The organism is Marinitoga okinawensis (assembly GCF_055387075.1).
Window position 1 is genome coordinate 642,956 of the sequence record NZ_AP042422.1, and the last position, 21,893, is coordinate 664,848.

At 31.7% G+C, this 21,893-nt stretch carries 37 protein-coding genes; all 37 read left to right on the plus strand.

The window, feature by feature from the left end; all coding sequences use genetic code 11:
* Nucleotides 1-28: 28 nt before the first annotated feature.
* The 37 genes from rpsL to ACZ5CK_RS03300 all read left to right on the plus strand — a co-directional run bounded on the left by rpsL (nt 29) and on the right by ACZ5CK_RS03300 (nt 21,883).
* Nucleotides 29-403 carry a 30S ribosomal protein S12 gene (gene rpsL, locus ACZ5CK_RS03120; protein ID WP_464582451.1) on the plus strand — a complete coding sequence of 125 codons (375 nt, stop codon included), beginning with the start codon at nt 29-31 and terminating at the stop codon, nt 401-403.
* Between the two features lie 12 nt (nt 404-415).
* Nucleotides 416-883, plus strand: a complete 468-nt coding sequence (gene rpsG, locus ACZ5CK_RS03125; RefSeq protein WP_464582452.1) for a 30S ribosomal protein S7 — start codon at nt 416-418, stop codon at nt 881-883.
* A gap of 20 nt (nt 884-903) precedes the next feature.
* Nucleotides 904-2,982, plus strand: a complete 2,079-nt coding sequence (gene fusA, locus ACZ5CK_RS03130) for an elongation factor G (RefSeq protein WP_464582453.1) — start codon at nt 904-906, stop codon at nt 2,980-2,982.
* A 32-nt stretch (nt 2,983-3,014) separates the two neighbouring features.
* Complete coding sequence (tuf, locus tag ACZ5CK_RS03135; protein ID WP_464582454.1) at nt 3,015-4,214, plus strand: elongation factor Tu; 1,200 nt, start codon at nt 3,015-3,017, stop codon at nt 4,212-4,214.
* A gap of 88 nt (nt 4,215-4,302) precedes the next feature.
* Nucleotides 4,303-4,611 (plus strand): 30S ribosomal protein S10, encoded by a 309-nt coding sequence (gene rpsJ / locus ACZ5CK_RS03140; RefSeq protein ID WP_047265687.1) that lies wholly within the window; start codon nt 4,303-4,305, stop codon nt 4,609-4,611.
* A gap of 30 nt (nt 4,612-4,641) precedes the next feature.
* On the plus strand, nt 4,642-5,265 hold the full coding sequence (gene rplC, locus ACZ5CK_RS03145; protein WP_464582455.1) for a 50S ribosomal protein L3: 624 nt from the start codon (nt 4,642-4,644) through the stop codon (nt 5,263-5,265).
* A gap of 34 nt (nt 5,266-5,299) precedes the next feature.
* The gene (gene rplD, locus ACZ5CK_RS03150; RefSeq protein ID WP_464582456.1) at nt 5,300-5,977 is read left to right on the plus strand and encodes a 50S ribosomal protein L4; all 678 of its coding nucleotides are present in this window, start codon (nt 5,300-5,302) and stop codon (nt 5,975-5,977) included.
* A complete protein-coding gene (rplW, locus tag ACZ5CK_RS03155; protein WP_464582457.1) occupies nt 5,977-6,276 on the plus strand; it encodes a 50S ribosomal protein L23 in 300 nt (99 codons plus the stop codon). The genes rplD and rplW overlap by 1 nt, the downstream gene beginning before the upstream one ends.
* A gap of 16 nt (nt 6,277-6,292) precedes the next feature.
* A complete protein-coding gene (gene rplB / locus ACZ5CK_RS03160; RefSeq protein WP_464582458.1) occupies nt 6,293-7,117 on the plus strand; it encodes a 50S ribosomal protein L2 in 825 nt (274 codons plus the stop codon).
* Nucleotides 7,118-7,134: 17 nt separating this feature from the next.
* A complete protein-coding gene (rpsS, locus tag ACZ5CK_RS03165; protein WP_464582459.1) occupies nt 7,135-7,419 on the plus strand; it encodes a 30S ribosomal protein S19 in 285 nt (94 codons plus the stop codon).
* A gap of 14 nt (nt 7,420-7,433) precedes the next feature.
* A complete protein-coding gene (gene rplV, locus ACZ5CK_RS03170) occupies nt 7,434-7,886 on the plus strand; it encodes a 50S ribosomal protein L22 (RefSeq protein ID WP_464582460.1) in 453 nt (150 codons plus the stop codon).
* Between the two features lie 12 nt (nt 7,887-7,898).
* Nucleotides 7,899-8,531: a 30S ribosomal protein S3 gene (rpsC, locus tag ACZ5CK_RS03175; RefSeq protein WP_464582461.1), complete on the plus strand. Its 633-nt coding sequence runs from the start codon at nt 7,899-7,901 to the stop codon at nt 8,529-8,531.
* 22 nt (nt 8,532-8,553) lie between these two features.
* Nucleotides 8,554-8,982 (plus strand): 50S ribosomal protein L16, encoded by a 429-nt coding sequence (gene rplP / locus ACZ5CK_RS03180; RefSeq protein ID WP_464582462.1) that lies wholly within the window; start codon nt 8,554-8,556, stop codon nt 8,980-8,982.
* Nucleotides 8,979-9,185 (plus strand): 50S ribosomal protein L29, encoded by a 207-nt coding sequence (gene rpmC / locus ACZ5CK_RS03185; protein WP_072864136.1) that lies wholly within the window; start codon nt 8,979-8,981, stop codon nt 9,183-9,185. Before rplP ends, rpmC begins: the two co-directional genes overlap by 4 nt.
* A gap of 6 nt (nt 9,186-9,191) precedes the next feature.
* Nucleotides 9,192-9,494, plus strand: a complete 303-nt coding sequence (rpsQ, locus tag ACZ5CK_RS03190; protein ID WP_464582463.1) for a 30S ribosomal protein S17 — start codon at nt 9,192-9,194, stop codon at nt 9,492-9,494.
* The gene (gene rplN / locus ACZ5CK_RS03195; RefSeq protein ID WP_464582464.1) at nt 9,494-9,862 is read left to right on the plus strand and encodes a 50S ribosomal protein L14; all 369 of its coding nucleotides are present in this window, start codon (nt 9,494-9,496) and stop codon (nt 9,860-9,862) included. Before rpsQ ends, rplN begins: the two co-directional genes overlap by 1 nt.
* Nucleotides 9,863-9,871: 9 nt before the next feature.
* Nucleotides 9,872-10,189 carry a 50S ribosomal protein L24 gene (rplX, locus tag ACZ5CK_RS03200; RefSeq protein ID WP_464582465.1) on the plus strand — a complete coding sequence of 106 codons (318 nt, stop codon included), beginning with the start codon at nt 9,872-9,874 and terminating at the stop codon, nt 10,187-10,189.
* A gap of 17 nt (nt 10,190-10,206) precedes the next feature.
* Nucleotides 10,207-10,761, plus strand: coding sequence for a 50S ribosomal protein L5 (rplE, locus tag ACZ5CK_RS03205; protein WP_464582466.1), 555 nt, complete (start codon nt 10,207-10,209; stop codon nt 10,759-10,761).
* 14 nt (nt 10,762-10,775) lie between these two features.
* Nucleotides 10,776-10,961: a type Z 30S ribosomal protein S14 gene (locus ACZ5CK_RS03210; RefSeq protein WP_014296355.1), complete on the plus strand. Its 186-nt coding sequence runs from the start codon at nt 10,776-10,778 to the stop codon at nt 10,959-10,961.
* A gap of 13 nt (nt 10,962-10,974) precedes the next feature.
* Nucleotides 10,975-11,379 carry a 30S ribosomal protein S8 gene (gene rpsH / locus ACZ5CK_RS03215; protein ID WP_464582468.1) on the plus strand — a complete coding sequence of 135 codons (405 nt, stop codon included), beginning with the start codon at nt 10,975-10,977 and terminating at the stop codon, nt 11,377-11,379.
* 14 nt (nt 11,380-11,393) lie between these two features.
* Nucleotides 11,394-11,948 (plus strand): 50S ribosomal protein L6, encoded by a 555-nt coding sequence (gene rplF, locus ACZ5CK_RS03220; RefSeq protein WP_464582469.1) that lies wholly within the window; start codon nt 11,394-11,396, stop codon nt 11,946-11,948.
* 14 nt (nt 11,949-11,962) lie between these two features.
* On the plus strand, nt 11,963-12,325 hold the full coding sequence (rplR, locus tag ACZ5CK_RS03225; RefSeq protein ID WP_464582470.1) for a 50S ribosomal protein L18: 363 nt from the start codon (nt 11,963-11,965) through the stop codon (nt 12,323-12,325).
* A gap of 17 nt (nt 12,326-12,342) precedes the next feature.
* On the plus strand, nt 12,343-12,876 hold the full coding sequence (rpsE, locus tag ACZ5CK_RS03230) for a 30S ribosomal protein S5 (RefSeq protein ID WP_464582471.1): 534 nt from the start codon (nt 12,343-12,345) through the stop codon (nt 12,874-12,876).
* Nucleotides 12,877-12,879: 3 nt separating this feature from the next.
* Nucleotides 12,880-13,065 carry a 50S ribosomal protein L30 gene (gene rpmD, locus ACZ5CK_RS03235; protein WP_464582472.1) on the plus strand — a complete coding sequence of 62 codons (186 nt, stop codon included), beginning with the start codon at nt 12,880-12,882 and terminating at the stop codon, nt 13,063-13,065.
* A 13-nt stretch (nt 13,066-13,078) separates the two neighbouring features.
* On the plus strand, nt 13,079-13,534 hold the full coding sequence (gene rplO / locus ACZ5CK_RS03240) for a 50S ribosomal protein L15 (RefSeq protein WP_464582473.1): 456 nt from the start codon (nt 13,079-13,081) through the stop codon (nt 13,532-13,534).
* Nucleotides 13,534-14,811, plus strand: coding sequence for a preprotein translocase subunit SecY (secY, locus tag ACZ5CK_RS03245; protein ID WP_464582474.1), 1,278 nt, complete (start codon nt 13,534-13,536; stop codon nt 14,809-14,811). The genes rplO and secY overlap by 1 nt, the downstream gene beginning before the upstream one ends.
* 1 nt (nt 14,812) lies before the next feature.
* On the plus strand, nt 14,813-15,472 hold the full coding sequence (locus ACZ5CK_RS03250) for an adenylate kinase (protein WP_464582475.1): 660 nt from the start codon (nt 14,813-14,815) through the stop codon (nt 15,470-15,472).
* The gene (gene map, locus ACZ5CK_RS03255; RefSeq protein ID WP_464582476.1) at nt 15,469-16,221 is read left to right on the plus strand and encodes a type I methionyl aminopeptidase; all 753 of its coding nucleotides are present in this window, start codon (nt 15,469-15,471) and stop codon (nt 16,219-16,221) included. Before ACZ5CK_RS03250 ends, map begins: the two co-directional genes overlap by 4 nt.
* A gap of 11 nt (nt 16,222-16,232) precedes the next feature.
* The gene (gene infA, locus ACZ5CK_RS03260; protein WP_464582477.1) at nt 16,233-16,490 is read left to right on the plus strand and encodes a translation initiation factor IF-1; all 258 of its coding nucleotides are present in this window, start codon (nt 16,233-16,235) and stop codon (nt 16,488-16,490) included.
* A 4-nt stretch (nt 16,491-16,494) separates the two neighbouring features.
* Nucleotides 16,495-16,611: a 50S ribosomal protein L36 gene (rpmJ, locus tag ACZ5CK_RS03265; protein WP_047265664.1), complete on the plus strand. Its 117-nt coding sequence runs from the start codon at nt 16,495-16,497 to the stop codon at nt 16,609-16,611.
* Nucleotides 16,612-16,632: 21 nt separating this feature from the next.
* On the plus strand, nt 16,633-17,001 hold the full coding sequence (gene rpsM, locus ACZ5CK_RS03270; RefSeq protein WP_464582478.1) for a 30S ribosomal protein S13: 369 nt from the start codon (nt 16,633-16,635) through the stop codon (nt 16,999-17,001).
* Between the two features lie 17 nt (nt 17,002-17,018).
* Entirely contained in the window at nt 17,019-17,402 is a 384-nt protein-coding gene (rpsK, locus tag ACZ5CK_RS03275) for a 30S ribosomal protein S11 (RefSeq protein ID WP_464582479.1), read from the plus strand.
* Between the two features lie 21 nt (nt 17,403-17,423).
* Nucleotides 17,424-18,053, plus strand: coding sequence for a 30S ribosomal protein S4 (gene rpsD / locus ACZ5CK_RS03280; RefSeq protein ID WP_464582480.1), 630 nt, complete (start codon nt 17,424-17,426; stop codon nt 18,051-18,053).
* A 92-nt stretch (nt 18,054-18,145) separates the two neighbouring features.
* On the plus strand, nt 18,146-19,201 hold the full coding sequence (locus tag ACZ5CK_RS03285; RefSeq protein ID WP_464582481.1) for a DNA-directed RNA polymerase subunit alpha: 1,056 nt from the start codon (nt 18,146-18,148) through the stop codon (nt 19,199-19,201).
* Between the two features lie 5 nt (nt 19,202-19,206).
* A complete protein-coding gene (gene rplQ, locus ACZ5CK_RS03290; protein ID WP_464582482.1) occupies nt 19,207-19,623 on the plus strand; it encodes a 50S ribosomal protein L17 in 417 nt (138 codons plus the stop codon).
* 238 nt (nt 19,624-19,861) lie between these two features.
* Complete coding sequence (gene rho / locus ACZ5CK_RS03295) at nt 19,862-21,118, plus strand: transcription termination factor Rho (RefSeq protein ID WP_464582944.1); 1,257 nt, start codon at nt 19,862-19,864, stop codon at nt 21,116-21,118.
* An 18-nt stretch (nt 21,119-21,136) separates the two neighbouring features.
* Complete coding sequence (locus tag ACZ5CK_RS03300; protein ID WP_464582483.1) at nt 21,137-21,883, plus strand: alpha/beta hydrolase; 747 nt, start codon at nt 21,137-21,139, stop codon at nt 21,881-21,883.
* The last annotated feature ends 10 nt before the right edge of the window (nt 21,884-21,893 follow it).

Sequence of the window (21,893 nt, forward strand, 5' to 3'; positions counted from 1 at the left end):
AATATTGAAAGGAGGAAGAGAAAATACTATGCCAACTATAAATCAGCTTGTAAGATATGGAAGGAAACAAACCAAGAAAAGATCAAAGTCACCAGCATTACAAAGCAATCCTCAAAAAAGAGGAGTGTGTGTTAGGGTATCAACCATGACACCTAAAAAACCTAACTCAGCTTTAAGAAAGATCGCAAGGGTTAGACTTTCAAACGGAATTGAAGTTACAGCATATATTCCAGGTGAAGGTCATAATTTACAGGAACACTCTAATGTTTTAATTAGAGGTGGAAGGGTTAGAGACTTACCAGGTGTTAGATATAAAATAATTAGAGGTACATTAGATACAGCTGGTGTTGATGGAAGAAAACAAAGCAGAAGTAAATACGGAACAAAAAGACCTAAGAAGTAAGGAGGTAAGTAAATGAGAAGAAGAAGAGCGCCAAAAAGGCCAGTAACTCCTGATCCAATTTATAATGATACATTGGTTTCAAAGTTAGTAGTTAGAATTATGAAAGATGGAAAGAAAACTGTTGCACAATCAATAGTATATGGTGCATTTGATATAATAAAAGAAAAGTTAGAAAAAGATCCTTTAGAAGTTTATCATCAAGCGCTTGAAAATGTAAGACCATTAATTGAAGTTAGACCTAGAAGGGTTGGTGGAGCTACATACCAGGTACCATTTGAAGTTCCAGAAGATAGAGCTATATCTTTAGCTTTAAGATGGATTGTTAAAGCTGCTAGAGATAAATCAGGAAGACCAATGAAAGAAAAATTAGCTCAAGAATTAATTGATGCTTATAATGGAGTTGGTGCAGCAGTTAAAAAGAGAGATGACGTACATAAAATGGCTGAAGCTAATAAAGCTTTTGCTCATTACCGCTGGTAATTTTTTGAGGAGGGATTGTTTTGAAAGAGCGGTTATATGCTTTAAATAAAACAAGGAATATAGGAATTATTGCGCACATAGATGCAGGTAAAACAACAACTACAGAAAGAATATTGTTTTATACGGGTAAAAAACATAAACTAGGTTCTGTTGATGATGGAACAGCTACAATGGACTGGATGGAACAAGAAAAAGAAAGAGGTATTACAATTACTTCAGCTGCTACAACATGTTTCTGGAAAGATCACAGGATTAACATCATTGATACACCCGGTCACGTGGATTTTACAGTTGAAGTTGAAAGGGCGCTAAGAGTATTAGATGGTGCAGTTGCAGTATTTGATGCTCAAGTTGGAGTTGAGCCGCAATCAGAAACAGTTTGGAGACAAGCAGATAGATATCATGTTCCAAGAGTTGCATATATGAACAAAATGGATAAACTTGGAGCAGATTTTTATAACGCTGTGCAAACAATGATTGATAAATTAGGAACTAATCCTTTACCATTACAAATTCCAATCGGTGCTGAAGCAGATTTTGAAGGTGTAGTTGATTTAGTAAAAATGAAAGCAATTTATTGGATTAGTGAAGATGGAGCGCAGTTTGAATATAGAGATATACCAGAAGATTTAGTAGCAAAGGCAGAACAATATAGAGAAGATTTAATTACAGCTATATCTGAATATGACGAAGAAATAATGGAATTATTCTTTGAAGGAGAAGATATACCAGAAGATAAAATTAAGGCAGCAATTAGAAAAGGTACTATTGAAGGTGCATTTGTTCCAGTGGTATGTGGGACATCCTTTAAAAATAAAGGTGTTCAACCAGTATTAGATGCAATAGTAGATTATTTACCATCACCACTAGATTTACCACCTGTTAAAGCTTATGATGAAAGAACTGGTGAATTTGTAAAAGAATTGCATCCAGATGAAAATGGTCCTTTTGTAGCTTTAGCATTTAAAATTATGGTAGATCCATTTGTTGGTAAATTAACATTTGCAAGAGTATATTCTGGAAAATTACAAAAAGGAAGTTATGTAAAAAATAGTACTAAAGGTAAAAAAGAAAGAGTTTCAAGATTATTGTTCATGCACTCAGATCAAAGAGAAGAAGTAGATTATATCAGAGCAGGGGATATAGTAGCCATAATTGGTTTAAAAAATACAACTACAGGAGATACTTTAACAGATGAAAACGAAGAAATAGTATTAGAAAAATTAGAGTTCCCAGAACCAGTTATCTCATTATCTATTGAACCAGAAACAAAGAATGATGAAGCTAAATTAACAAAAGCATTACAGGCATTGACTGAAGAAGATCCAAGTTTAAATGTAAAACTCGATCATGAAACTGGAGAAACAATACTTTCTGGAATGGGAGAGTTACACTTAGAAATTATTGTAGATAGATTAAAAAGAGAATTTAAAGTTGGAGTAAAAGTAGGACAACCTCAAGTTGCATATAGAGAAACAATTAGAGGAACAGCAGATGTAGAAACGAAATATATTAGGCAATCTGGAGGTAGAGGTCAATACGGTCATGTTAAGATTAAAATTGAACCTATTGATAATACAAAAGTATTAGAGTTTGAAGATAAAATTGTTGGTGGTATAATTCCTAAAGAATATATTCCTGCTGTTGAAGCTGGTATAAAGGAAGCAATGCAATCAGGTATTTTAGCAGGGTATCCAATGGTTGGAATCAAAGCAACATTATATGATGGATCATACCACGAAGTTGACTCTTCTGAAATGGCATTTAAAATTGCAGGTTCTATGGCATTAAAAGATGCTGCAAGAAAAGCAAATCCTGTATTATTAGAGCCTATAATGAAAGTGGATATTACAACTCCAGAAGAATATATGGGAGATATTATTGCAGACTTAAATTCAAGAAGAGGAAGAATTGAAGGATTTGAAAATGTAGGAAATACGAATACAAGATTAATCCATTCATTAGTTCCGTTATCAGAATTATTTGGTTATGCAACAGTGTTAAGATCATTATCTCAAGGTAGAGCTACACAATCAATCCAATTCTCTCATTATGAAGAAGTTCCTTCTTCAGTAGCAGAGAAAATAATAAATAAATAATTCATCACAAAAGATAGAGGAGGGAAAAGAAAATGGCAAAAGAAAAGTTCATCAGAAACAAACCACATATGAACATTGGTACTATAGGGCATATTGACCACGGTAAAACAACATTAACAGCAGCTATTACAAAATCATTAGCAATGAAAGGATACGCAGATTTCACACCATTTGAACAAATTGATAAAGCTCCAGAAGAAAAAGCTAGAGGTATTACAATTAATATTGCACACGTTGAATACGAAACAGATAACAGACATTACGCACATATTGACTGTCCAGGTCACGCTGACTACATCAAGAACATGATTACAGGTGCTGCACAAATGGATGGTGCTATCTTAGTTGTAGCAGCAACAGATGGGGTTATGCCACAAACAAGAGAACACGTATTATTATCAAGACAAGTTAATGTTCCTGCAATAGTTGTATTTGTAAACAAAACAGATATGGTTGATGATGAAGAAATTATTGAATTAGTTGAAATGGAAGTAAGAGAATTATTAAATCAATACGAATTTCCTGGAGATGAAGTTCCTGTAATTAAAGGTTCTGCATTAAAAGCATTAGAAGCAGATTCTCCAGATGATCCATGGGTACAAAAAATCTATGAATTAATGGATGCAGTAGATAGCTACTTCCCAGAACCACAAAGACCTGTTGATCAACCATTCTTAATGCCTGTTGAAGATGTATTCTCAATTACAGGTAGAGGTACAGTTGTCACAGGAAGAATTGAAAGAGGTGCTATTCACCCAGGTGATGAAGTAGAAATTGTTGGTATGACAGATGAAATCAGAAAAACAGTTGTAACTGGTGTAGAAATGTTCAGAAAATTATTAGATGAAGGTATTGCTGGTGACAACGTTGGTTGTTTATTAAGAGGTATTGACAAAGATGAAGTGTGGAGAGGTCAAGTATTAGCAAAACCAGGTTCAATCACACCACATAAAAAATTCAAAGCACAAATTTATGTATTAAAGAAAGAAGAAGGAGGAAGACATACTCCATTCAAAAAAGGTTACAGACCACAATTCTACATTAGAACAGCTGATGTTACAGGTACATTATTAGAATTTGAAGGCGGAGCAGAAATGGTAATGCCTGGTGACAACATTGTAACAACTGTAGAATTAATTTACCCAGTAGCATTAGAAAAGAATATGAGATTTGCTGTTCGTGAAGGTGGAAGAACAGTTGGTGCTGGAGTTGTTACAGAAATAGTAGAATAAGAAAATCTTTTTGCAAAGTTTTTACTATAAAATATAAAATCGGGGAGCTTCCACGCTCCCTTTGCTAAATGCTTAAAGGAGGGTTTATATGGCAAAGAAATTGATCAAAATAAGATTAAAATCTTATGATCATAGATTGTTAGATGAATCTGCTCAAAAGATTATTGATGCAGTAAAACAAAGTAATGCAAAGGTTTCAGGACCTATTCCATTACCAACAGAAAAAACAATTTATACAGTAATCAGATCACCACATAAATACAATTATTCAAGAGAACAATTTGAAAAAAGAGTACACAAAAGAGTTATTTATATTTACGATGCAACTCAAGAAACAGTTACACAACTATTAAAGATACAATTACCATCGGGTGTATCAGTAGATATGAAAGCTTAATTTTTGATCGGGCTCTGGAGGTGAATTAGCATGAAGGGTATTTTAGGAAGAAAAGTAGGTATGACAAGAGTTTATAAAGATGGTAAAGCCATCCCGGTCACAGTTATTAAAGCTGGACCTTGTGTAGTAGTTCAAAAGAAAACTGAAGAAAAAGATGGTTACAAAGCAATTCAAGTTGGTTTTGAAGAAATGAAAGAACACAGAGTAAACAAACCAAAGTTAGGAATTTTCAAGAAAGCTGGAGTAAAACCAATGAGAGTTTTAAAAGAATTTAAAGTAGAAGATGTAGATAATTATGAGATTGGTCAAGTTATTGATGTAACGGTTTTTGAAGAAGGAGAAAAAATTGATGTAACTGGTTGGTCAAAGGGTAGAGGTTATACTGGTGCGATGAAAAGATGGAATTTTGGTGGCGGAAGAAAAACTCATGGTTCAAAATTCCATAGAGCATTAGGTTCAACAGGTAACCATACAGAACCAGCTAAAGTATTTAAAGGTAAAAAGATGTTTGGACAATATGGAAATGAAAAAGTTACAGTATTAAACTCAGAAGTCGTAAAAATTGATAAAGAAAACAACCTATTAGCAGTTAAAGGTGGAGTTCCAGGTGCGAGGGGTGGATTATTAATAATCCGAGAGGCAATAAAAAAATAAGCCCCGAAAATGAAGAACGAGGAGGTAAGTAAGAATGGCTCAATTAGACCTTTATTCGGTTAAAGGAGAAAAAATCGGAACTATAGATGTTAATGATTCTATATTTTCAATTGAACCTAATTTAGACTTGTTGTACAGATATGTTGATATGCAATTAGCAAACAGAAGAAGAGGGACAGCTTCAACGAAAACCAGAGCAGAAGTTAGAGGTGGCGGAAGAAAGCCTTGGGCTCAAAAACATACTGGTAGAGCAAGAGCAGGTTCTACAAGATCACCGTTATGGAGACATGGTGGGGTTACTTTTGGACCAAAACCAAGAGATTGGTCTAAAAAGATAACTAAAAAGATGAAAAAATTAGCTTTAAAATCAGCTTTAAGTGTAAGGGTAAAGGAAAATAATTTATTTGTTATTGATGATTTAAGCTTTGAAAAACCAAGAACAAAATCTATGAAAGAAATTTTAAAGAATTTTGGTCTTGAAAACACAAAAACATTAATTGTTTTGCCGTGGAAAAAAGATGGATATATTAATGTTAAATTATCATCAAGAAATATCCCTGGGTTAAAGGTTATTATTGCAGATAACCCTAATCAAGGAAAAGATGGGAATAAAACAAATGTTGATGGATTAAATGTATTTGATTTAATAAATAATGAAAAAGTAATTCTTACAAAAGATACAGTTGCAAAAATTGAGGAGGTGCTCGGCTAATGAATAAAAATGAATTTAAATATGATATTGTTATAAGGCCGATCCTCACAGAAAAAACATATATGCTAATGAGTGAAGGTAAATATACTTTTGAAGTAGCAAAAGATGCAACAAAACCAGAAATAAAAAAAGCTGTTGAGGATATATTTAATGTAAAGGTTGAAAAAGTATATATTATGAATGTTAAACCAAAACCAAAAAGGTTAGGTAGATTTGAAGGTAAAACTAGATCATGGAAAAAAGCTATAGTGAAATTAGCTGAAGGATACGTTATAAAAGATCTTCAAGGTAATTTATAAGGAGAGGTGAGCAAGAATGGGTCTTAAAAAATTTAAGCCAGTAACTCCTTCTAGGAGATTTATGATAATTACTGATTTTTCAGAAATTACAAAAACCTCCCCTGAAAGATCATTGTTACAACCTCTCAAAAAAACAGGCGGTAGAAATGCTTATGGAAGAGTAACAATGAGACACAGAGGTGGAGGACATAAAAGAAGATATAGATTAATAGATTTTAAAAGAGAAAAATTTGGAGTTCCTGCAAAAGTTGTTTCAATAGAATATGATCCTAATAGAAGTGCAAGAATTGCTTTATTAGTATATTCAGATGGTGAAAAAAGATATATATTAGCTCCTAAAGGTGTAAAAGTAGGAGAAATATTAACATCTGGTTCAAATGCTGAAATAAAACCTGGTAATGCATTACCTTTAGAAAATATTCCTGTTGGTACAATTGTTCATAACATAGAATTTGAACCAGGAAAGGGTGCAAAAATAGCTAGATCAGCCGGAACATATGCACAATTAATGGCAAAAGAAGGTAAATATGCATTATTAAGAATGCCTTCAAGTGAATTAAGAAGGGTTCACGTAAAATGTATGGCTACAATAGGAATGGTAGGAAACGAAGATCACATAAATGAAGTATTTGGTAAAGCAGGTAGAACAAGATGGTTAGGTAAAAAACCACATGTTAGAGGTATGGCTATGAACCCAGTTGACCATCCAATGGGTGGTGGTGAAGGTGCAAGTAAAGGTCATATACCAAGAAGTCCTTGGGGAACACCTGCTAAAGGATACAAAACAAGACGTGGTAAGAGAAAATCAGATAAATTTATTGTAAGAAGAAGAAAAAAGTAACCTAGGGGGTGCTGTAAGTGAGTAGATCATTGAAAAAAGGGCCATATGTACACCCAAGTCTGTTGAAAAAGATCAGAGAATTAAATGAAAAAGGTGAAAAGAAAGTTGTAAAAACATGGAGTAGAGCTTCTATGATTTTACCTGAAATGATTGGACATACAATTGCTGTACATAATGGTATGAAACATATACCTGTTTATATAACAGAACACATGATTGGACATAGATTAGGTGAATTTGCACCTACAAGAAGATTTGGAGGTCATGCTGACAAAAAGGCAAAAAAAGGTAAGGTGAAATGAGGAGGGACGTAACCATGGCTGTATCAAGAGTTCAAGATGGTAAAAGATTGAAAAGATCAGTTTTTCATAAATTAAGAAAAGAAGCAGAAGCAGCACAGCCAAAGATTGAAGCAAAAGCAACAGCAAAATATTTAAGAATTTCCCCTAAAAAAGCAAGGTCAGTAGTTAATGCTATTAGAGGAAAAGATGTAGATGAAGCATTACAAATATTAATGTTTAGTCCAAAAAAAGCTGCAAGATTAACATATAAAATTTTAGTGTCTGCAATTGCAAATGCTGAAAATAATTTTGGTTTAAATGCTGACAATTTATATGTTGCAGAAGTATATGTAAATGATGGTCCAAGAATGAAAAGATTGTGGCCAAGAGGAAGAGGAAGAGCTGATATTTTACAAAAAAGATTAGCACATATTACTGTTGTTGTTAGAGACAGAGAAAAAGAAAAAGAGTTAAAATCTCAGAAGTGAGGTGGAATGTCCGTGGGTCAAAAAGTACATCCATATGGATTTAGGTTAGGAATTTCAAAACCATGGAAAGCTAATTGGTTTAGTGAAAATAATTATGCAGAATTCTTAAAAGAAGATTTAAAAATTAGAGATTATATTAAGAATAAATATTATGAAGCAGGTATTGGAGACATCTTAATTGAAAGACCATCATCAACGCAAATAAACATTACAATAAAAGCTGTAAGAGTTGGAATAATAATAGGAAGAAAAGGTGTTGAAATTCAAGGTTTAAAAAAAGAAATTGAAAAAATGGTTAATGATAGAAATGTAAGAATAAATATTGATGAAATTAGAAACCCTCAAGTTGATGCATTGTTAATTGCTGAAAACATTGCAGCACAGATATTAAAAAGAGCATCATACAAGAGAGCAATGAAGAGAGCAATTTCAGCTGCTTTAAAGAAAGGTGCAAAAGGAATTAAAATAATGGTTTCTGGAAGACTTAATGGTGCTGAAATAGCAAGAACTGAATGGTATATGGAAGGAAGACTACCTTTACAAACCTTAAGATCAGATATTGATTATGGAACTGCAGAAGCACAAACATTATCTGGTACAATTGGTATAAAAGTATGGGTTTATAAAGGCGACACTCAGTTATGAACTAAAGGAGGGCGTGATTTAAATGTTAATGCCAAAGAGATATAAATATAGAAAGATACAAAGAGGAAAAATGAAAGGTAATGCAAAAGGTGGAACATTAGTTGATTTTGGTGAATGGGGTTTAAAGGCATTAGAACCAGCTTTAATAACTTCACAACAAATAGAAGCATGCAGATTGGCAATGGTTAGAACTTTAAAAAGAAATGGTAAAATTTGGATAAAAATATTCCCTGACAAACCAATAACCTCAAAAGGAATTGGAACAAGAATGGGTAAAGGTAAGGGTGATGTTGAAGGTTGGACAGCAGTAGTAAAACCAGGTAAAGTATTATTTGAAATTGCTGGAACTTCCGAAGAATTAGCAAAAGAAGCACTATTATATGCAGCAACTAAATTACCAATTAAGACAAAAATCGTACCCAGGTACCATATAAGGGGGGAAGCAAAATGAAAAAACAAGTAGCAGAATTAATCAATTTAACAGATGATGAATTAAAAGCAAAATTAGAAGAATCAAAAAAGAAATTATTTGAAATGAGATTTCAACATGAATTAGGACAAATAAAAAATACTGCTTCCATAAAAATGGTAAGAAGAGATATAGCAAGAATAAAAACAATTCTCAGACAAAGGGAATTGGGTATAAGGAGGTAATGAGTAATGCCTAAAAAGACCTTAATAGGCGAAGTTGTAAGTGACAAAATGGATAAAACTGTTACTGTTAAAGTTGAAAGAAGAATAAAACATCCTATATATAAGAAATTTGTAAAAAAATCAAAAAAATTTCATGCTCATGATGAAAATAATGAATGTGGTTTAGGAGATATTGTGGAAATCGAAGAATCAAAACCATATTCAAAGACAAAAACATGGAAAGTTGTTAGAATAATTAAGAAGAATATTTTCGCGGAAAAAAATAATGAAACACCCGAAGCAGTGGAAGAAGTTGGGGGTGACGCATAATGATCCAGGCTGAAAGTTATTTAAGGGCAGCAGATAATTCAGGAGCAAAAGTTTTAAGAGTAATAAGAGTTTTAGGTGGATTCCATAAATCAGTAGGAACAATCGGTGATGTTGTGGTATGTTCCGTTAGAGAAGCTATTCCACACACAGACATAAAAAAAGGTCAAGTTGTAAAAGCAGTAGTTGTTAGAACTAAAAAAGAAATAAAAAGAAAAGATGGTTCTCATATAAGATTTGATGAAAATGCTGCTGTATTGATCGATAAAAATAATATGCCTGTTGGAACTCGTGTTTTTGGACCAATTGCTAGAGAAGTGAGAGAAGCAGGTTATACTAAAATAGCATCTCTTGCACAAGAAGTATGGTGAGGTGAGAGTATGAAAGTAAAAAAAGGTGATTTAGTTAGAGTAATTTCTGGAAAAGATAAAGGAAAAGAAGGAAAAATATTAAGAGTTATTCCTAAATTAAACAAAATTATTGTTGAAAATGTTAATGTAGTAAAAAAACATCAAAGACCTACTCAACAATTAAGAGAAGGTGGAATTATAGAACAACCATCTCCTATACATGTAAGTAAAGTAATGGTTGTTTGTCCAAGTTGTGGAAAACCAACAAGAGTTGGATACAGATTCTTAGAAGAAGGAAAAAAAGTAAGAATTTGTAGAAAATGCAACGAAATTATAGATAAGGTTTAATGAGGGAGGAATAGATTATGAGATATGAATACATTCCATTGAAAAATGAGTATGAAAAAGAAGTAGTTCCAGCCCTCATGAAGGAATTTGGATATAAAAACATTCATGAAGTTCCAAAAATTGTTAAAATTGTTGTAAATATGGGAATTAGCGAGGGCTCAAGAAATGCTGATGTTGTTGAGAAACATGCACAAGAATTATCAATAATTACTGGTCAAAAAGCTATTATTACAAAAGCAAAAAAAAGTGTTGCTAACTTCAAATTGAGAGAAGGAATGCCTATTGGTGCTAAAGTAACATTAAGAGGCATGAAAATGTATAATTTTTTATATAAATTAATTAATATTATTTTCCCAAAACTAAGAGATTTTAGAGGAATGAATCCAAATAGTTTTGACGGAAGAGGAAATTATACATTTGGTTTAAGTGAACAATTAGTATTTCCAGAATTGAAACCAGATCAAGTTAAAAGGGTTCAAGGTATGGATATTACAATTGTAACAACTGCTAAAACTGATGAGGAAGCAAGAAAACTCCTTCAATTAATGGGCTTCCCTTTCAAGAGAGATTAAGGAGGAGGTAAATAATGGCAAAAAAATCAATGGTTGCAAGATGGAAGAAACCAAAAAAATATAAAACTAGAGAATATTCTAGATGTATAGTTTGTGGAAGACCTAGAGCTGTGTATAGAGAATTCGGATTATGTAGAGTATGTTTCAGGAAGTTAGCCTTGGAAGGAAAATTACCAGGCGTTAAAAAGGCAAGTTGGTAAGGAGGGAATCTTAATGTGGAGTGATCCCGTAGCAGATATGCTTACAAGAATAAGAAATGCAAACCTTGTTATGAAAGAAAGTGTAGAAATTCCAGCATCAAATTTAAAAAGAAATATTGCTGAAATTTTAAAAAGAGAAGGATATATTTCTGATTATAAATTTATAGAAGATGGAAAACAAGGAATTTTAAAAATTCAATTAAAATATAAAGGCGATAGAAAAAATAGACAACACGTTATTCATAGTATAATAAGAGTTTCAAAACCTGGTAGAAGAGTTTATGTATCAAAAGATAGAATTCCAGTTGTAAAAGGTGGAATGGGTATATCAATAATTTCAACTTCAAAAGGCGTTCTTACCGACAAAGAAGCAAGAGAATATGGAGTCGGTGGAGAATTAATTTGTTACGTTTGGTAGGAGGTGCTGAATAAATGTCACGTATATCAAAAAATCCAATAGATATACCAAATGGAGTAGAAGTGACAGTTAACGAAAATATAATAAAAGTTAAAGGTCCTAAAGGTGAACTATCTCAAGAATATTTACCATATGTAAAATTTAGAATTGAAGATAATAAAATATATGTTGATGGAAATGAAAATAGCATGAAAAGAAAAAGTGATGCCAAAAGAATAAATATGTTCCAAGGAACATATGCATCATTAGTAAAAAATATGATTAAAGGTGTAACAGAAGGTTTTACTAAAGAGTTGGAAATTTTAGGAATTGGTTATAGAGCTGCAATGCAAGGATCAAAATTAGTATTGCAATTAGGTTATTCACATCCTATTGAATACCTTCCACCTGAAGGAATTACAATAGAAGTTCCAGCACCTAATAAAGTTATAGTAAAGGGAATAGATAAATATTTAGTAGGTGAAGTTGCAGCAAAAATAAAAAGATTTAGAAAACCAAATGTATATTCAGGAAAAGGTATTAAATATGTTGGTGAAGTAATTATCAGAAAACAAGGTAAGAAAGTTTAAGGGAGGCTGACCAGATGATTAAACCCATCCAAAGGAAAAAATTAAGAAATAAAAGGCACTTAAGGGTTAGAAGAAAAGTTTTTGGAACTCCTGAAAGACCAAGAATGGCAGTTTTCAAGAGTAATAAACACATATATGTTCAAATTATAGATGATACAAAAGGTCATACATTAGCAGCTGCTTCTACTATTGATAAAGATTTCAATTTAGAAAAAACATGGGATATTGAAGCTGCTAAAGAAGTTGGAAAATTAATAGCAAAAAGAGCTTTAGAAAAAGGATTAAAAAAGGTAACATTTGATAGAGGCGGCTTCCAATACCATGGTAAAATAAAAGCATTAGCTGATGCTGCACGTGAAGCAGGTCTTGACTTTTAAGGAGGTGTAGACAGGAAATGGCCTTAGATAAGAATTTAATGGCTTCAGCAGCTGCTGAAGAATTTGAAGAAAGAATAATAGAAATAAGAAGAGTTACAAAAGTTACAACAGGTGGAAAAAATATTTCATTCAGAGTTGTAGCTGTCGTTGGAAATAAAAATGGAAAAGTAGGAGTAGGTAGTGGAAATGCTAGAGAAGTTCCACAAGCTATAAGAAAAGCAATCCAGAATGCTAAGAAAAATATAATAGAAGTTCCAATAAAAAATGGTACTATTCCTCATGAAGTTCTTGGAAGACAAGATGCTTCAAAAGTTCTTTTAAAACCAGCAGGACCAGGTACTGGTATTATTGCTTCTGCGGCAGTTCGTGCTGTTGTTGAATTAGCAGGAGTTCATAATATTCTTTCAAAAGCTTTAGGATCAACAACATCAATAAATTTATCTAAAGCTACATTGAATGGATTAAAAGAATTAAAGTCACCAAAAGAATATGCAGAGCTCAGAGATTTGAGTGTTACAAAGGTATTCCAAGGTGCCCATAAGGAGGGATAAGAAATGGCTAAATTAAAAATAACACTTGTAAGAGGAAGAGCGGGAAAAAATTATAGACAACTCGCCACCTTAGATGCCTTAGGTTTAAGAAAGCCAAATCAAGTAGTAGTAAAAGAAGACAGACCTGAGATAAGAGGTATGATAACAAAAGTTCAACATCTCGTGACTGTTGAAGAAATTGAAGAATGAGGGGGTAGCAAATATGTCTTTAAAAATATCAGACTTAAAACCCACCGAAGGATCAAGAAAAGTTGCAAAAAGAACTGGAAGAGGTTGGAGTTCAGGGTTAGGTAAAACAGTTGGTAAGGGTCATAAAGGTCAAAAGTCAAGAGGTAAAGGAAAAGTAAGACCAAGTTTCGAAGGCGGTCAAACACCATTATTTAGAAGAATACCTAAATATGGTTTTACTAATGCGCCGTTTAAAAAAGATTTTGCAGAAGTAAATATTTCTGTATTAGAGAATAAATTTGAAGCTAATGAAGAAGTAACACCAGAAAAATTATTAGAAAAAAGAATAATTAAAAAAATAAAAGATGGTGTAAAAGTTTTAGGAAATGGAGAATTGACAAAACCATTAAAAGTTAAAGCACATGCATTTAGTAAAAAAGCACAAGAAAAAATAGAATCAGCCGGCGGAAACGTCGAGGTGATTCACTGATGAAAGACGCATTCAAAAATATGTGGAAGATCCCGGAACTCCGGGATCGTATTATATTTACATTGTTAGCTTTAATTGCATTTAGAGTAGGTATATATATTCCTATTCCTGGAATTGATTTATCTAGATGGGAAGGCTTTATTGCAGGATTAGGTGGAGCATCACAAGGGCTTATTAGTTTTTTTGATGTATTTACTGGAGGTTCTTTAAAACGATTTTCTATATTTGTTTTAAGTGTAACTCCTTATATTAATGCATCAATTATCTTACAATTATTAGCTTCTGTAATACCAAGTTTGAAAGAAATGTTAAAAGAAGGGGAAGAGGGAAGAAAAAAATTTGGAAAATTAACAAGACAAGTTACATTAGGTCTTGCTTTACTTCAAGGATTTTTCTTATCATTAGGAGTTGCAGCATATAGATCTCAAAATTTAAATTATTTATTATTTATATTAATTGCAACAACTTCAATTGTGGCTGGAACAATGTTCTTATTATGGTTAGGTGAAATGATAACAGAAAAGGGTATTGGTAATGGTATTTCTGTATTAATTTTTGCAGGTATTGTTGCTAGATTTCCTCAATATATCGCTAGTGGTTTAGTAGGAAGATTAAGCGTATTTGAATGGATAATATTAATTATAGTTGCAATAGCTGTTGTAGTAGGAACAGTTTATTTACAAACATCAGAAAGAAGAATTAATGTACAATATGCAAAAAGAGTTGTTGGAAATAAAATATATGGTGGAGCTTCAACATATATTCCAATAAAAGTTAACGGCGGTGGAGTTTTACCAATCATTTTCGCATCAGCTATTATGACTTTACCAACTATGCTTGCTACTGCAACAGGATCTCAATGGATTTCTAGATGGTTTGGTTATGGAACACCATTGTATTTGATTATATATGCATTATTGATATTCTTCTTTGCTTATTTTTATAATTCAGTGGTTATAGATCCAAATGACATTTCTGAAAACATTAAAAAATATGGCGGTTTTATTCCTGGAATAAGACCTGGAAAACCAACATCGGACTATATAACTAAAACAATGATGAGAGTTACATTTATTGGTGCTTTATTTTTAGTAGTTATATCATTAATACCATATATTATTAGAAGTACTTCTGGAGTTAATATATGGATTGGTGGAACTTCAGCACTTATTGCAGTTGGTGTTTCGTTAGATATAATGCAACAAATTGAAGCACATATGATTACAAGACAATATGAAGGATTTATGAAGAAAGGTAAACTCCGCGGGAGGAGATAATATGAAAAAATTAAATTTGTTATTTTTTGGACCTCCTGGAGCAGGTAAAGGCACAATTGCTAAAGAGGTTTCTAAACATTATAATATACCTCATATTTCAACTGGAGATATGTTAAGAGAAGCAGTTGCTTCGGGAAGTGAACTAGGTAAAAAAGTTAAATCAATTCTTGATAGTGGCCAATTAGTTCCTGATGAAATAATGTTAGATGTAATAAAAGATAGATTAATAAAGGAAGACGTAAAAAAAGGTTTTATTTTAGATGGATTTCCAAGAACACTACCACAAGCTGAAGCATTAGAAAAAATTTTGAATGAATTAAGTAATCCTATAACAGGAATCATTTACTTTGAGGTAGATGAAGAAACAATAGTAAAAAGAATTACCTCCAGAAGAATTTGCCCTAAATGTGGTAAAATATATAATACAATAACTTTAAAACCAAAAGTAGATAATAAGTGTGATATTTGTGGAGTGGATTTGATTCAAAGAGATGACGATAAAGAAGAAGTAGTAAGGGATAGATATAAAGTGTATATGGAAAAAACATATCCTGTAATTGAATTTTATAAAAAATATAATCATTTCTTTACAGTAGACGGTAGTGGTACTGTTGAAATAGTTACAAAAAAAGTGTTTAATATATTGGAAGCGATAGAATGATTTTGATAAAGACACAATCCGAAATTGATAAGATGAGGCGGGCTGGGCAACAGCTCGCTATCCTCTTTGAGAAAATAAAAAGTTTAGTTGTTGAAGGATCAAATGCTTATGAAGTTGAAAAATTTGTAAATAGCTATATGAAAGAAAAAGGTTTTATACCAACTTTTAAAGGATATGCAGGATTTCCTTATGCAACTTGTATCTCTGTTAACGAAGAAATAGTTCATGGATTCCCACTAAAAGATAAAATATTTAGAAATGGTGATTTAGTATCAATAGATATGGGATTAACTTTAGAAGGCTATATTGCAGATGCTGCTAGAACATTTATTATTGGTGAAGCAACTGAAGAAGCAAAAAGATTGGTAGAAGTTACTGAAAAATCATTTTGGTTAGGTATTGAACAAGCAGTTCCTGGAAATAGAATAGGAGATATAGGCTACGCAATACAAACATATGTTGAATCATTTGGGTTTTCTATAATTAAAGAATATGTTGGTCATGGGGTTGGTAGAAAATTACATGAAGATCCACAAATCCCAAATTATGGGAAAAAAGGTAGAGGGCCATTAATTAGGGAAGGAATGACATTTGCCGTTGAACCTATGGTTTCTATGGGTGATTGGAGAGTAAAGGTGCTGGACGATGGTTGGACAGCAGTTACTGCTGATGGTTCATTGGCGGCCCATTATGAAAATTCCTTTGTAGTTACTAAAGATGGTCCGGAAGTATTGACGATATTAAATTAGCCCGAGAGGTGATGTTCGTGGCAAAAAAAGATGATGTTATTGTAATGGAAGGTCATATTGTAGAATCTTTACCTAATGCAACGTTTAGGGTAGAGTTGGATAATGGACATAAGATTTTAGCCCATATATCTGGTAAAATGAGAAAGAATTTTATAAGATTAGTTCCAGGAGATAGAGTAATAGTCGAAGTATCAATTTATGATTTAAATAGAGGTAGAATAATAAGGAGAGAGAGAATAAAGAAAAATCCAAGCAGTGAGGAGGAATGAGCAAATGAAGGTAAGAGCCTCAGTAAAAAAAAGATGTGAACATTGTAGAGTTATAAGAAGAAAAGGTAGAGTATGGGTAGTTTGTTCAAAAAATCCTAAACATAATCAAAGACAAGGATAATTTTAAAGGAGGGAAATTTGAATGCCACGTATTTTGGGTGTTGAGGTGCCAAATAACAAGAAGTTATTCATTGCTCTCACATATATATATGGAATAGGAAAACATAGAGCAATGGAAGTATTACAGGCAACAGGTGTTGATCCAGATAAAAGAGCAAAGGATTTAACAGATGATGAAATTAGTAAAATAACTCATTATATTAATGAACATTATCTTGTAGAAGGTGAATTAAGACAAGAAGTTCAAAAAAGTATTGCAAGGTTAATAGAAATAGGTTCATACAGAGGTTATAGGCATAAGAACGGATTACCAGTAAGAGGTCAAAAGACTCATTCAAATGCAAGAACAAGAAAAGGTCCAAGACCTTCAAAAATCGGTAAGAAAAAGTAAAATAAGGAGGTTTAGCGATGGCTAGAAGAACATCTCAAAAGAAAAAGAAGATATCTCTTGAAAAAGCAGTTGTACATATTCAATCAACATTCAACAATACAATTATTACATTAACTGATCCATCAGGTAATGCATTATTTTGGGCAAGTGGAGGAACAGCTGGTTTTTCAGGAACAAAAAAAGGAACACCTTATGCTTCACAATTAGCAGCAGATAAAGTTGCAAAAGAAGCTTTGAAATATGGCGTAAAAAGATTAGATGTATATGTAAAAGGACCAGGTGCTGGAAGAGAATCTGCAATAAGAACTTTACAAGCTGCAGGATTAACAGTTGAAAATATTAAAGATAAAACTCCAATACCTCATAACGGTTGTAGACCAAAGAAAAGAAAAGGAATGTAAAGCCAAAGAGGAGGGAATGTAATGGCAAGATATATAGGATCTCTTTGTAAATTATGTAGAAGAGAAGGATTTAAATTATATTTAAAGGGTGAAAGATGTTATACAGATAAATGTGCTCTTGCAAGAAGGCCATATGCGCCAGGGCAACATGGAAAACAAACTAAAAAACCTACACAATATGGGTTGCAATTAAGGGCAAAACAAGCTTTAAAAAGAATTTATGGAATATTAGAAAGACAATTTAAAAGATATTTTGAAGAAGCATCAAGAAAAGAAGGAAATACAGGAGAAAACTTGATGAGAATTTTGGAAACTAGATTAGATAATGTAGTATATCAAATGGGATATGCAGTAAATAGAAGAACAGCTAGACAATTAGTAAGACATGGACATTTCTTAGTTAATGGTAAAAAAGTTGATATACCTTCATACAGAGTAAGACCAGGAGATGTTATCGAAGTTAAAGAAAAAAGTAGATCAATATTACCTATTAAACAAGGTATAGAATTAGCTCAAAAATCAAATAGAAAATTAGATTGGATAGAAGTAGATTATAATGCATTTAAGGGTTCATTCTTAAGATTACCAACATTAGACGAAATGGAAGTTCCTGTAGATTTACAAGCTATTATCGAGCTTTACTCAAAATAATATTGATTATTATCTTGAATATCGCAAAAACGCGCCTAACAAAAAGAAAGGGGGTGCACTCCAATTTAGAATAGCTAAATTGGGGGTAATGAATGGAATTTGTAAAACCAGAAAAAATGATATTAGAAACTTTGGAAGAATCAGAAGAATTGGAATACAAATATGGAAGGTTTGTCTTGTCGCCTTTAGAGAGAGGATATGCTGTTACGATAGGTAACGCATTAAGAAGAGTTTTATTATCCTCAATACCAGGACTAGCTATAACAAGCATTAGAATTCCTGGTAAATTGCATGAATTTGATGTAATAGAAGGCGTTCAAGAGGATATTTTAGAAATTACAGTTAATTTGAAAAAGGTTGAATTAAAAGTTTTGGATTTTGATAATATAAATAATTTAAAAGAACCTATAGTATTAAGAATAGATAAAATGGGCCCTGCAAAAATTACAGCTGGTGATATAATAACCCCTGCAGGAATCGAAGTAGCTAATCCAAATTTAGTAATAGCTAATATGAACGCAAGTAAAAAATTTGAAATGGAATTATACGCAACAGTTGGAAAAGGATTTTTATCAACATCTGAAATGGACTTATCAAAGGATATAGAATACATATATATAGATGGTGTTTATAGTCCTGTAATTAGAGTAAACTATTTAACAGAAAATGTGCGTGTGGGTAAAAGAACTGACTATGACAAATTAATATTGGAAATTTGGACAAAAAAATCTATAGATCCAAAGGAAGCATTAGTTAAAGCTACTAAAATATTAATTGAACATTTTAATATAATTTATTCTTCTTGGAAAGAAGATATGCCTATTTCAGAAGAAACTTCTGCATTTATAGAAACTAATGAAACTACTAATGTAGAAGAAAATGGTTCAGGTGCAGCTGTTGAAGAAGAATTTAAAAATATAAATATAGAAGTGTTAGAAACAAAAATTGATGAACTTGATTTAAGCAAAAGAGCTAAAAATTGTTTAAAGAGAGAAAAAATACATACAGTTAGAGATATCCTTAAAAAAGATCCTGAAGAATTAATGAAAATTAAAAACTTCGGTAAAAAATCTTTAGATGAAATTAGAAAGGAATTATTAGAAAAATTCCAATTGGATTATGATGAGATCCAGAAGGGAGGAGCCTAAGAATTATGAGACATAGAGTAAAGATAAATAAATTAAGCAGATATGCTTCACATAGGAAATCTTTATTGAAAAACTTAGCTAGAGAAGTATTCGAACATGGGAGCATTATAACAACTACTGCAAAAGCAAAAGCAGTAAGGCCCATGGTTGAAAAAATATTAACTAAAGCCAAAGAAGCAAAAACCACAGATAATAAGGATAGAAGTGTAGCTTTGAGAAGACAAATAAACAGATATTTCAATGATAAAAGATTTACGAATAAAGTTGTAGATGAAATTGCTCCAATATTTGAAAATAGAAATAGTGGATATACAAGAATATTAAAAATAGGTTTTAGAAAAGGGGATGCAGCTGAATTATCGTTATTGCAATTAGTTGAAAGTATAGATAAAAAAGAAGAAGAAAAAGCAGAAAGTAAATAATCTTATTTATAAATTCCCAGAATTTTATAATTCTGGGAATTTTTTTATTTAAATGTGATATAATATCTATATAGTTCTTCTAATATCTCCTGAATTTCTGCTAATGATAAAATTATACTTCGTTGTTTGTTATAAATAAAAATAATTTAAACTATAGTATTTTTGAAGAGGTGGTAAAGTGAGTGAAAATAATGGAAGAGAATTAAAAAAGGATGAAATAATTCCTGTTGAGATTGATATGGGGAAATTAAATCAAATGTCTAGAAGACAACTATATAATCTTGCGAGGAAGTATGGGATAGAAAATTATTCAGCATTAACTGATCATGAATTAAAATTCAAAATATTAAGTAAACAAACGGAATCTTTTGGATATTTTTTTCATGAGGGAGTTTTGGAAATTCTTCCTGATGGATATGGATTTTTAAGAAATACACATAATTCATTATTAAATGGTAATGATGATGTCTATGTTTCTCAATCACAAATTAGAAGATTTAACTTAGCTACAGGAGATATAGTTGCTGGACAAGTTAGGCCCCCAAAAGAAGGAGAAAAATTCTTTGCATTGTTAAGAGTTGAGGCGGTTAATTATCAAGCACCAGAACAAGCTAGAGATAGAATTTCTTTTGAAAATCTCACACCTGTTTATCCCAATAAAAGACTTCAATTAGAATATGAAAATTCCCCTGTAAGTTCAAGAATAATAGATATATTTTCTCCTATCGGGAAAGGTCAAAGAGGACTTCTTGTAGCTCCCCCAAAAGCTGGTAAAACTACATTATTAAAAGATATAGCAAATTCTATAGCAAAAAATAATCCTGAAACTAAAAGAATTGTATTATTAATAGATGAAAGACCTGAGGAAGTTACAGATATTAGAGAAACTGTTGATGCTGAAGTTATAGCGGCTCCTTTTGATATGGATCCTCACAATCAAATAAAAGTTGCTGAAATGACATTAAATATGGCAAAAAGACTCGTAGAATTTGGTCATGATGTAATAATATTAATGGATTCATTAACCAGATTAGCTCGTGCTTATAATTTATATGTTCCACCAAGTGGTAAATTGTTAAGTGGTGGTGTTGATCCATCAGCATTGACATTTCCTAAGAAATTCTTTGGTGCAGCAAGAAGAATCAGAGAAGGTGGAAGTTTAACCATTTTAGCAACGGCGCTTGTAGAAACAGGTTCTAAAATGGATGAGGTTATTTTTGAAGAATTTAAAGGGACTGGAAATATGGAATTGATATTATCAAGAGAATTAGCCAATAAACGAATATTCCCAGCAATAGATGTAAAATTATCCGGCACAAGAAAGGAAGAATTGTTATTTACTAAAGATGAATTAAGGTATTCTTGGATACTAAGAAATTGGTTGAATAACTTGTCCACAGAAGAAGCTTTGATGGAAATTTTTAGACTTATGAGAAAATATGAAAATAATAAAAAGTTATTTAAAGAAATAGAAAAACAAAAATTTATAGATTAATTCAATTGGAGGGATATGATGTTTTTAAAAAGATTTAAGAAAATAGAAAACCCAAAAAAAACATTTGTAATTGTTCATGGTCTTGGAGAACATTCCGGAAGATATAAGTTTTTAATTGATAAATTATTAGATATAGATTATGAAGTAATAGCCTTTGATCTTCCTGGTCATGGATTAAGTGAAGGTAAAAAAGGGTATATTAAAGATTTTTATGAAGTATATAATTATATAAAAGAAATAACTCCAGATAATTTTATATTGTTTGGGCATAGTTTAGGAGGAATGATTGCATTAAGATATGCAGAATATTCAGATAAAAAACCGGAAAAGTTAATTTTATCATCTCCTGCTGTTGGGAAATTATATACATCTTTTCAGAAATTTTTGGCAAATACGTTAGGTTCTTTTGGAAGTTTAACAATAAGCAACGGTATTGATCCAAAAGATTTATGTCATGATGATAATGCGATTAAAAAATATATTGATGATCCATTAGTTCATAATAAAATTTCTTTGAAAACTGCAAAACAACTATTTTCAGAAGCTGAAAAAGCTTTAGAAGAATCGGAGAAATTAAATATTCCAGTATTACTGCAGTATGGGGAAAGTGATAAAATAATAAATGTTAATGGATTAAAAACATTATCAGAAAAACTACCAATAGCCTATATCAAAACACATAAATACGCTAAACATGAAGTGTTTAATGAACCAAAATATAAAAATCAATATTTAGATACATTATTTGAATTTATAAAAAATTAGGAGGGGTAAT

What these genes read in the sequence shown, in the direction of transcription:
- rpsL (WP_464582451.1), top strand. Translation starts at nt 29, where the DNA reads ATGCCAACTATAAATCAGCTTGTAAGATATGGAAGGAAACAAACCAAG.
- rpsG (WP_464582452.1), top strand. Translation starts at nt 416, where the DNA reads ATGAGAAGAAGAAGAGCGCCAAAAAGGCCAGTAACTCCTGATCCAATT.
- tuf (WP_464582454.1), top strand. Translation starts at nt 3,015, where the DNA reads ATGGCAAAAGAAAAGTTCATCAGAAACAAACCACATATGAACATTGGT.
- rpsJ (WP_047265687.1), top strand. Translation starts at nt 4,303, where the DNA reads ATGGCAAAGAAATTGATCAAAATAAGATTAAAATCTTATGATCATAGA.
- rplC (WP_464582455.1), top strand. Translation starts at nt 4,642, where the DNA reads ATGAAGGGTATTTTAGGAAGAAAAGTAGGTATGACAAGAGTTTATAAA.
- rplD (WP_464582456.1), top strand. Translation starts at nt 5,300, where the DNA reads ATGGCTCAATTAGACCTTTATTCGGTTAAAGGAGAAAAAATCGGAACT.
- rplW (WP_464582457.1), top strand. Translation starts at nt 5,977, where the DNA reads ATGAATAAAAATGAATTTAAATATGATATTGTTATAAGGCCGATCCTC.
- rplB (WP_464582458.1), top strand. Translation starts at nt 6,293, where the DNA reads ATGGGTCTTAAAAAATTTAAGCCAGTAACTCCTTCTAGGAGATTTATG.
- rplV (WP_464582460.1), top strand. Translation starts at nt 7,434, where the DNA reads ATGGCTGTATCAAGAGTTCAAGATGGTAAAAGATTGAAAAGATCAGTT.
- rplP (WP_464582462.1), top strand. Translation starts at nt 8,554, where the DNA reads ATGTTAATGCCAAAGAGATATAAATATAGAAAGATACAAAGAGGAAAA.
- rpmC (WP_072864136.1), top strand. Translation starts at nt 8,979, where the DNA reads ATGAAAAAACAAGTAGCAGAATTAATCAATTTAACAGATGATGAATTA.
- rpsQ (WP_464582463.1), top strand. Translation starts at nt 9,192, where the DNA reads ATGCCTAAAAAGACCTTAATAGGCGAAGTTGTAAGTGACAAAATGGAT.
- rplN (WP_464582464.1), top strand. Translation starts at nt 9,494, where the DNA reads ATGATCCAGGCTGAAAGTTATTTAAGGGCAGCAGATAATTCAGGAGCA.
- rplX (WP_464582465.1), top strand. Translation starts at nt 9,872, where the DNA reads ATGAAAGTAAAAAAAGGTGATTTAGTTAGAGTAATTTCTGGAAAAGAT.
- rplE (WP_464582466.1), top strand. Translation starts at nt 10,207, where the DNA reads ATGAGATATGAATACATTCCATTGAAAAATGAGTATGAAAAAGAAGTA.
- ACZ5CK_RS03210 (WP_014296355.1), top strand. Translation starts at nt 10,776, where the DNA reads ATGGCAAAAAAATCAATGGTTGCAAGATGGAAGAAACCAAAAAAATAT.
- rpsH (WP_464582468.1), top strand. Translation starts at nt 10,975, where the DNA reads ATGTGGAGTGATCCCGTAGCAGATATGCTTACAAGAATAAGAAATGCA.
- rplF (WP_464582469.1), top strand. Translation starts at nt 11,394, where the DNA reads ATGTCACGTATATCAAAAAATCCAATAGATATACCAAATGGAGTAGAA.
- rplR (WP_464582470.1), top strand. Translation starts at nt 11,963, where the DNA reads ATGATTAAACCCATCCAAAGGAAAAAATTAAGAAATAAAAGGCACTTA.
- rpsE (WP_464582471.1), top strand. Translation starts at nt 12,343, where the DNA reads ATGGCCTTAGATAAGAATTTAATGGCTTCAGCAGCTGCTGAAGAATTT.
- rpmD (WP_464582472.1), top strand. Translation starts at nt 12,880, where the DNA reads ATGGCTAAATTAAAAATAACACTTGTAAGAGGAAGAGCGGGAAAAAAT.
- rplO (WP_464582473.1), top strand. Translation starts at nt 13,079, where the DNA reads ATGTCTTTAAAAATATCAGACTTAAAACCCACCGAAGGATCAAGAAAA.
- secY (WP_464582474.1), top strand. Translation starts at nt 13,534, where the DNA reads ATGAAAGACGCATTCAAAAATATGTGGAAGATCCCGGAACTCCGGGAT.
- ACZ5CK_RS03250 (WP_464582475.1), top strand. Translation starts at nt 14,813, where the DNA reads ATGAAAAAATTAAATTTGTTATTTTTTGGACCTCCTGGAGCAGGTAAA.
- map (WP_464582476.1), top strand. Translation starts at nt 15,469, where the DNA reads ATGATTTTGATAAAGACACAATCCGAAATTGATAAGATGAGGCGGGCT.
- infA (WP_464582477.1), top strand. Translation starts at nt 16,233, where the DNA reads ATGTTCGTGGCAAAAAAAGATGATGTTATTGTAATGGAAGGTCATATT.
- rpmJ (WP_047265664.1), top strand. Translation starts at nt 16,495, where the DNA reads ATGAAGGTAAGAGCCTCAGTAAAAAAAAGATGTGAACATTGTAGAGTT.
- rpsM (WP_464582478.1), top strand. Translation starts at nt 16,633, where the DNA reads ATGCCACGTATTTTGGGTGTTGAGGTGCCAAATAACAAGAAGTTATTC.
- rpsK (WP_464582479.1), top strand. Translation starts at nt 17,019, where the DNA reads ATGGCTAGAAGAACATCTCAAAAGAAAAAGAAGATATCTCTTGAAAAA.
- rpsD (WP_464582480.1), top strand. Translation starts at nt 17,424, where the DNA reads ATGGCAAGATATATAGGATCTCTTTGTAAATTATGTAGAAGAGAAGGA.
- ACZ5CK_RS03285 (WP_464582481.1), top strand. Translation starts at nt 18,146, where the DNA reads ATGGAATTTGTAAAACCAGAAAAAATGATATTAGAAACTTTGGAAGAA.
- rplQ (WP_464582482.1), top strand. Translation starts at nt 19,207, where the DNA reads ATGAGACATAGAGTAAAGATAAATAAATTAAGCAGATATGCTTCACAT.
- rho (WP_464582944.1), top strand. Translation starts at nt 19,862, where the DNA reads ATGGGGAAATTAAATCAAATGTCTAGAAGACAACTATATAATCTTGCG.
- ACZ5CK_RS03300 (WP_464582483.1), top strand. Translation starts at nt 21,137, where the DNA reads ATGTTTTTAAAAAGATTTAAGAAAATAGAAAACCCAAAAAAAACATTT.